The following is a 6,461-nucleotide window of genomic DNA, read 5'->3' on the forward strand; positions in this document are numbered from 1 at the left end:
AGACCATTCTCAACGCCGAGATTCCCGTCATCGTCTACGTGGCTCCGACGGGCGCCCGGGCGGCTTCGGCCGGCGTCTTCATCACCATGGCGGCGCACGTGGCGGCGATGGCTCCCGCCACCAACATCGGCGCGGCCCACCCCGTGGCGGCGAGTGGTGGCGAGATGGGCAAGGAGATGTCCAAGAAGGTCGCGAACGACGCGGCCGCCTTCGCCCGCAGCCTGGCCGCGGAGCGCGGTCGCAACGTCGAATGGGCGGAGAAGGCCGTTCGCGCGTCGGTGTCGGTGACGGAGCGCGAGGCGGTGAAGCTCAAGGTCGTGGATCTGATCGCTGACAACCTCCAGGACCTGCTCGCCAAGGTGGACGGCCGGACGGTCAAGACCGTGCGCGGCACCGTAACGCTCGAGACGCGGAACGCCGAGGTGAAGCGGATCGAGGTCGGGTTCCGCGACAGGTTCCTTGCGCTCATCACGGATCCCAACATCGCGTACATCCTCATGATGGTCGGCATGCTGGGAATCTTCTTCGAGCTGCAGAACCCCGGGGTGGTCCTGCCGGGCGTCATCGGCGGCATCTCCCTCATCCTCGCCTTCTTCGCCTTCCAGAGCCTGCCGATCAATTGGGCGGGTGTCCTGCTTATCCTGTTCGGGGTGGCGCTGCTCATCGCGGAGATCAAGATCGCGAGCCACGGGGTGCTCACCATCGGAGGCGTCGTCGCCATGGTCCTGGGCTCCTTCATGCTCTACGAAGCGCCCGAGCTGGGGTTCCGCGTCTCGTGGACGGTGATCCTCCCGACGGTGGGCGCGATGGCGGGCCTCATCGCCTGGGCGGTGTCGGCGGGACTGCGCGCGATGATGAAGCCGTCGGTGACGGGGCCGGAGAGCATGGTGGGCCGCCTCGCGGTGGCCCGCTCAGTCTTGGGACCGGCTGGGGGGCCCGACGGGCAGGTGCAGGTGGATGGCGAGATATGGCGCGCGGTGGCCGACGGGGGCGTGATCCCCGCAGGCGAGAAGGTACGCGTGACTGCGGTGGATGGGCTGACGCTCAGGGTCAGCCGCGCGGGCGACAGGCCCTAACCCCTTAGGAGGCTCCGACCATGCGTGGTCTCGACTGGACGCTCGGCCTGATCCCCGTCGTCGTCATCGCCTTCTTCGTCCTGCTCAACTCGGTGCGGATCCTGCGCGAGTACGAGCGGGCGGTCATCTTCCGCTTCGGCCGGCAGTCGCCGGCCATCATCAACCCGGGCGGCGACGGCACCGGCCCTGGGCTCATCCTGCTGATTCCCTTCGTCGACAAGATGGTCAAGGTGAGCCTGCGGACGGTGGTCATGGACGTGCCGCCGCAGGACGTGATCACCCGCGATAACGTCTCGGTCAAGGTCAACGCGGTCATCTTCTTCCGCGTGCTGGACGCCAACAAGGCCGTGATCAGCGTCGAGGACTACCTCTACGCGACCTCCCAGATGGCGCAGACGACGCTCCGGAGCGTGCTGGGCCAGCAGGAGCTGGATGACCTGTTGGCCTCGCGGGAAAAGATCAACGAGGAGCTGACCCGCATCATCGACCAGCACACGACCCCGTGGGGCGTGAAGGTGGCCGCGGTCGAGGTCAAGAACGTGGACCTGCCCCAGGACATGCAGCGGGCGATGTCGAAGCAGGCCGAAGCCGAGCGCGAGCGGCGGGCGAAGGTCATCAACGCGGAGGGCGAGTTCCAGGCCGCGGCGAAGCTGGCCGAGGCGGCCGCCGTCCTGACCCGTTTCCCGATCGCGGTCCAGCTCCGGTATCTGCAGACCATGCGGGAGATCGCGTCGGAGCGGAACACCACGACGTTCTTCCCGCTGCCCATCGACCTGTTCGCGCCGATCCTGCGCGCCCTCGGGGAGAGCCAGGCGGCCAAGCCCTGAGGACAGTTCCTGTCGGGGCGCCGTGCGGCTTGTAGGCGCGGAGCGGCGCGGGTAGAATGACCGGGTTGCTTCGGAATGACCCTGTTGCTTCGGGGGGTTAGCTCAGTTGGGAGAGCGCGGCGTTCGCAACGCCGAGGTCGAGGGTTCGAATCCCTTACCCTCCACCATTCAGATACACCGCCGGGGCGCCGGAGCGATCCGGCGCCCCGTCCTGCGTGGAGGCGGGAGGCGCGCTACTTGGCGGCGCGACCTGGCTTGGCGGGGCAGGTCTTGTGATACCAGACCGACCCGAGCTTGGTATGGTTGCCGTTCTTGTGAATCGTGAGCTTGCACTTGGGGCATGTGCCCATCCCGGTCTCCCTCGACAAATGATGTGGCGATGAATGCTATGGGTCGGGTGCGCCTAGGGAACCGAGTATACACGAGGCGGGGCCGATGGTGAGCGGTGGCTGCGCCTTCTGCCGCATCGTCGCGCGGGAAAGCCCGGCCGAGATCGAATACGAGGACGACGAGGTCCTCGCCTTCAAGGACCTCTACCCGAAGGCGCCGGTCCATCTCCTGATCGTCCCGAAGCGGCACATCGAGTCGCTCGCGCGCCTCGAGCCCGGAGATGAGACGGTGGCGGGCCACTGCGTGCGGGTGGCGAGGCTCCTGGCGGAGCGCGCGGGGTACGGGGAGCGGGGCTACCGCCTCTCGTGCAATACCGGGCCGGAGGGCGGGCAGGTCGTGTACCACCTCCACTTCCATTTGACCGCGGGGCGGCGGGGGTGATCCGAGTCCGGGATCTCTCCAAGCGTTACCCCAGCGGCACCGTGGCGCTCGACGGTGTCACGCTGGACGTCGGAGCGGGCGAGTTCATCGCCCTGATCGGCTCGAGCGGCGCGGGTAAGTCGACGTTCCTCCGCTGCCTCAACGGCCTCGTGACTCCGACTGCCGGCCACATAAGCGTGGACGACCGGGCAGTGACCGGAGCTTCCCGGAACGGCCTTCGCAGTGTCCGGGCGAGCATGGGCTTCGTCTTCCAGCAGTTCAACCTCCTCAAGCGGCTCAGCGTCCTCGACAATGTCCTCGTCGGCACCCTGTCCCGGGTGGACATCTGGCGCTCCCTGCTCGGGCGCTTCCCCGGCGGGGAACTCGAGCGGGCTCGACGCACCTTGAGGCGGGTCGGGCTTGCGGGACTCGACGACCGGAGAGCGGATACGTTGTCGGGCGGCCAGCAGCAGCGGGTCGCCATCGCCCGTGCGCTCGTCCAGGAGCCTCGCGTGCTCCTGGCCGATGAGCCCATGTCGAGCCTCGACCCCGCGTCATCCCGCTCGGTGATGGAGCTCCTGCTGGACATCAACCGGGAGGACGGCTTGACCGTCATCGCCTCGCTGCACGTGCTGGACCTGGCGGTGACCTACGGCCGGCGCATCGTCGGGCTCCGGGCCGGACGGGTCGTCCACGACGGGTCCCCAGCGGGATTGACGCAGGCGGCGGCCGAGGCCATCTTCGGCGGAGAGCGGCTGTGAGCTCCGGGCGACGTTGGGCGGGCGGACTGGCGATCGCCGCCGCTTTCATCTGGTCGGCGTGGTCCACCGAGGTGTCGCTGGGACGGCTCGTCGAAGGCGTCCCCTTCATGCTTGATTTTGTCCGCCGGATGCTGCCGCCCGACCTGAGGGTGCTCGGTCAGGCGCTCAGGGGCGCGCTGCAGACGCTGCAGATCGCCGTGGCAGGGACGGCCGTGGGCGCCGTGTTGGCGCTGCCCGTCGCGTTCGCCGCGGCCAGAAACACCTCGCCCCGATGGACCTTCTACTGGACACGCAGCGCGCTCAACGCCTTCCGGGCGGTGGACACTCTCGTCTACGCGCTCTTCTTCGTGGCTGCGGTTGGGCTGGGACCCTTTCCCGGCGTATTGGCCGTGGTGGTGTATACCGCGACCGTGCTCGCGAAGCTCTATTCCGAAGCTATCGAAGCCATGGATCCCGGCCCGGTGGAGGCGGTCGAGGCCGTGGGCTCCACGCGGCTCCAGGTGCTGAGATGGGGCGTGGTCCCGCAGCTCTTGCCGCAGTTCCTGTCCTTCACGCTCTACCGCTTCGAGACCAACATCCGCGCGGCGGCCGTGCTGGGCTTCGTCGGAGCGGGAGGTATCGGGTTCTACATTCAGACCTACCTGAGACTGCTGAACTACCCGGCGGCATCAACCATGTTGCTGGTGCTCGTGGCGATGGTCATGATCGTGGATTTCGCCTCGTCCCGGCTGCGCGCGCGGCTCGTCTAACGGCACCGCACGCTCCCGAGACGGCCACGTGTTCCCTCTTAAGGATGACATCCCGACCCGGACCACGCCGTTCATCACGGTCGCGCTCATCGCGCTCAATGTCCTGGTCTTCCTCTACCAGCTCTCCCTCCAGGGAGAGGGCTCATCCGACGGGCTCCGGGCCTCCCGCGACTTCATCCTGGAGTTCGGGCTCGTGCCGTGCCGCCTGACGGGAGCCTGCTCGCCCGGCTCATGGCTGCTCCCGCCGGCGCTGACAGTCCTGACTTCAATGTTCCTCCACGGAGGGTTCCTGCACATCGGCGGCAACATGCTCTACCTGTGGATCTTCGGCAACAACGTCGAGGACACGTTGGGCCATGCCCGCTTCACGGTGTTCTACCTGGTCTCGGGCGCGATCGCGGCGGCGGCCCAGACCGCCCTCAGCGCCGCATCCTCCGTGCCGATGATCGGGGCCAGCGGGGCGGTCTCGGGCGTGCTCGGCGCCTACCTGCTGCTCTTTCCCCGTGCGAACGTGCTGACGCTCATCATTTTCGGCTTCTTCGTCCGGATCGTGCGTGTCCCGGCCATCCTCGTTCTCGGCTTGTGGTTTGTCGTCCAGTTCGTGAGCGGCCTGGCGACGTGGGGGGCTGCGACCGCTCGCGGCGAGGCCCTGGGAGGGGAGACAGCCTGGTTCGCCCACCTGGGAGGGTTTCTCGTCGGGATGGTTCTGCTCTTCGCCCTACGCCCGCGCAACCCCGGGGACGGCGGTCCGGGCCGTTCCAGGTAAGTTCCGCCTTCCGGGCATTTCCGCTATACTTCGGTATGCTTGGTGACTTGTCGGCGTCGCGATCCGGCCCTTTGGTGATCCGCTCGTGAAGGTCGTCGTGATGGCCGGAGGGTTCGGGACGCGCCTCCGGCCCCTGACCGCCCACCTTCCCAAGCCGCTCGTGCCTGTCGGGAACGTCCCCGTCATGGAGCACATGGTGCGGCTCCTGAAGCGGCACGGTTTCACCGACCTGTGCGTGCTGCTCTACTTCCTGCCGGACACGATCACCTCCTACTTCGGCGACGGCAGCCGCTGGGGCGTCAAGATGAGCTATGTCACCCCGCCGGCCGACCTCGGGACCGCCGGCGCCGTGAAGTTCGCGGTCGGCGACTCGGACGAGCCGGTTCTGGTCGTATCGGCCGACGTCCTGACAGACATCGACCTCGCCGGGGCCGCGACCTTCCACAAAGGCCGCGGCGCCGAGGCGACCATGGTGCTGACCCGGGTGGAACTGCCCCTGGCCTACGGGATCGTGATCACCGACGAGGAGGGGCGGGTGCTCCGCTTCCTCGAGAAGCCGGCGTGGGGAGAGGTATTCAGTGACACGATCAACACCGGCATCTACCTCCTCGAGCCCTCGGTGTTCCCGGCCATCCCCGCGGGCCGCTCTTACGACTTCGGGAAAGAGCTGTTCCCGGCGCTCCTTGCTGGCGGCCGCCCGCTCTGGGGACACGTCGCGGAGGGCTACTGGCGCGATGTCGGCGACCTGGCAGAGTACCGGACGGCGCACCACGATCTCCTCCAGGGCAAGATCGGGGTGGACATCCCGGGGAAACGGCAGGTCGTGGAGGGGCACACGGTGTGGCTCGACGAGGGCGCCCACGTGGACCACTCGGCGCGGCTCTCGGGCTCTGTCATTCTCGGCCGCGGGGCGCAGGTCGCCGCCGGGGCACGCGTCGCCAACTCGGTCATCGGGCCGGAGACAGTCATCCAGGCGGGCGCCGATGTCGAGGGCAGCGTCGTCTGGGATGCGGTGGAGATCGGCCCGGGCGCCGTGGTCAAGGAAGCCGTGATCGGGCGCAAGAGCGTCGTGCGGGCGAACGCGTTCCTGGCCGAGGGCGTAGTAATTGCCGACTTTTGCCGAATAGGCGAGGGAAGCGTCGTCAAGGCCAACGTGAAGGTCTGGCCGTACAAGGAAGTAGAGGACGGCGCGACGCTGGCCATGAGCCTCGTGTGGGGCGAGCGCTGGAGCCGGTCGCTCTTCGGCCGCTACGGAGTCTCGGGGCTCGCCAACATCGAGATCTCGCCCGAGTTCGCGGCCAAGCTCGGCGCCGCATGCGGGGCCATCGTCGGTAGCCGCAGGGTCATGGTCACGAGTCGTGACCACCACAAGGCATCGCGAATGATCAACCGGGCGCTCATGTCGGGCCTCTTGTCCGTGGGCGTGGACGTGCAGGACTTGGGCGTGGCGCCGATCCCGGTCGTGCGCTACCAGGTCGCCGCGCTGGGTTTGGCGGGCGGTACTCACGTGCGAAAGTCCCCCTACGATCCCC

Annotated in this window: 7 protein-coding genes and 1 tRNA gene; all 8 read left to right on the forward strand. The window is 67.9% G+C overall.

From position 1 onward, the window contains the following. Window positions 1–1,076 (forward strand): nodulation protein NfeD (locus VGV06_05535; GenBank protein ID HEV2054622.1); only part of this gene is annotated, 1,076 nt, incomplete at its 5' end. 20 nt (window positions 1,077–1,096) lie between these two features. Continuing rightward, entirely contained in the window at window positions 1,097–1,903 is an 807-nt protein-coding gene (locus VGV06_05540) for a slipin family protein (protein HEV2054623.1), read from the forward strand. Window positions 1,904–1,994: 91 nt separating this feature from the next. Then, window positions 1,995–2,070, forward strand: a tRNA-Ala gene (locus VGV06_05545). Between the two features lie 268 nt (window positions 2,071–2,338). Beyond that, window positions 2,339–2,674 carry a histidine triad nucleotide-binding protein gene (locus tag VGV06_05550; protein HEV2054624.1) on the forward strand — a complete coding sequence of 112 codons (336 nt, stop codon included), beginning with the start codon at window positions 2,339–2,341 and terminating at the stop codon, window positions 2,672–2,674. Continuing rightward, window positions 2,671–3,414 carry a phosphonate ABC transporter ATP-binding protein gene (gene phnC / locus VGV06_05555; GenBank protein HEV2054625.1) on the forward strand — a complete coding sequence of 248 codons (744 nt, stop codon included), beginning with the start codon at window positions 2,671–2,673 and terminating at the stop codon, window positions 3,412–3,414. The genes VGV06_05550 and phnC overlap by 4 nt, the downstream gene beginning before the upstream one ends. Further along, window positions 3,411–4,163: a phosphonate ABC transporter, permease protein PhnE gene (gene phnE / locus VGV06_05560; GenBank protein HEV2054626.1), complete on the forward strand. Its 753-nt coding sequence runs from the start codon at window positions 3,411–3,413 to the stop codon at window positions 4,161–4,163. The genes phnC and phnE overlap by 4 nt, the downstream gene beginning before the upstream one ends. Before the next feature lie 28 nt (window positions 4,164–4,191). Continuing rightward, complete coding sequence (locus VGV06_05565) at window positions 4,192–4,929, forward strand: rhomboid family intramembrane serine protease (GenBank protein HEV2054627.1); 738 nt, start codon at window positions 4,192–4,194, stop codon at window positions 4,927–4,929. Window positions 4,930–5,014: 85 nt separating this feature from the next. Further along, the coding region (locus VGV06_05570; GenBank protein ID HEV2054628.1) for a sugar phosphate nucleotidyltransferase at window positions 5,015–6,461 on the forward strand (1,447 nt) is incomplete at its 3' end.

Source organism: Candidatus Methylomirabilota bacterium, from assembly GCA_035936835.1.
Classification (GTDB): Bacteria; Methylomirabilota; Methylomirabilia; order Rokubacteriales; family CSP1-6; genus AR37.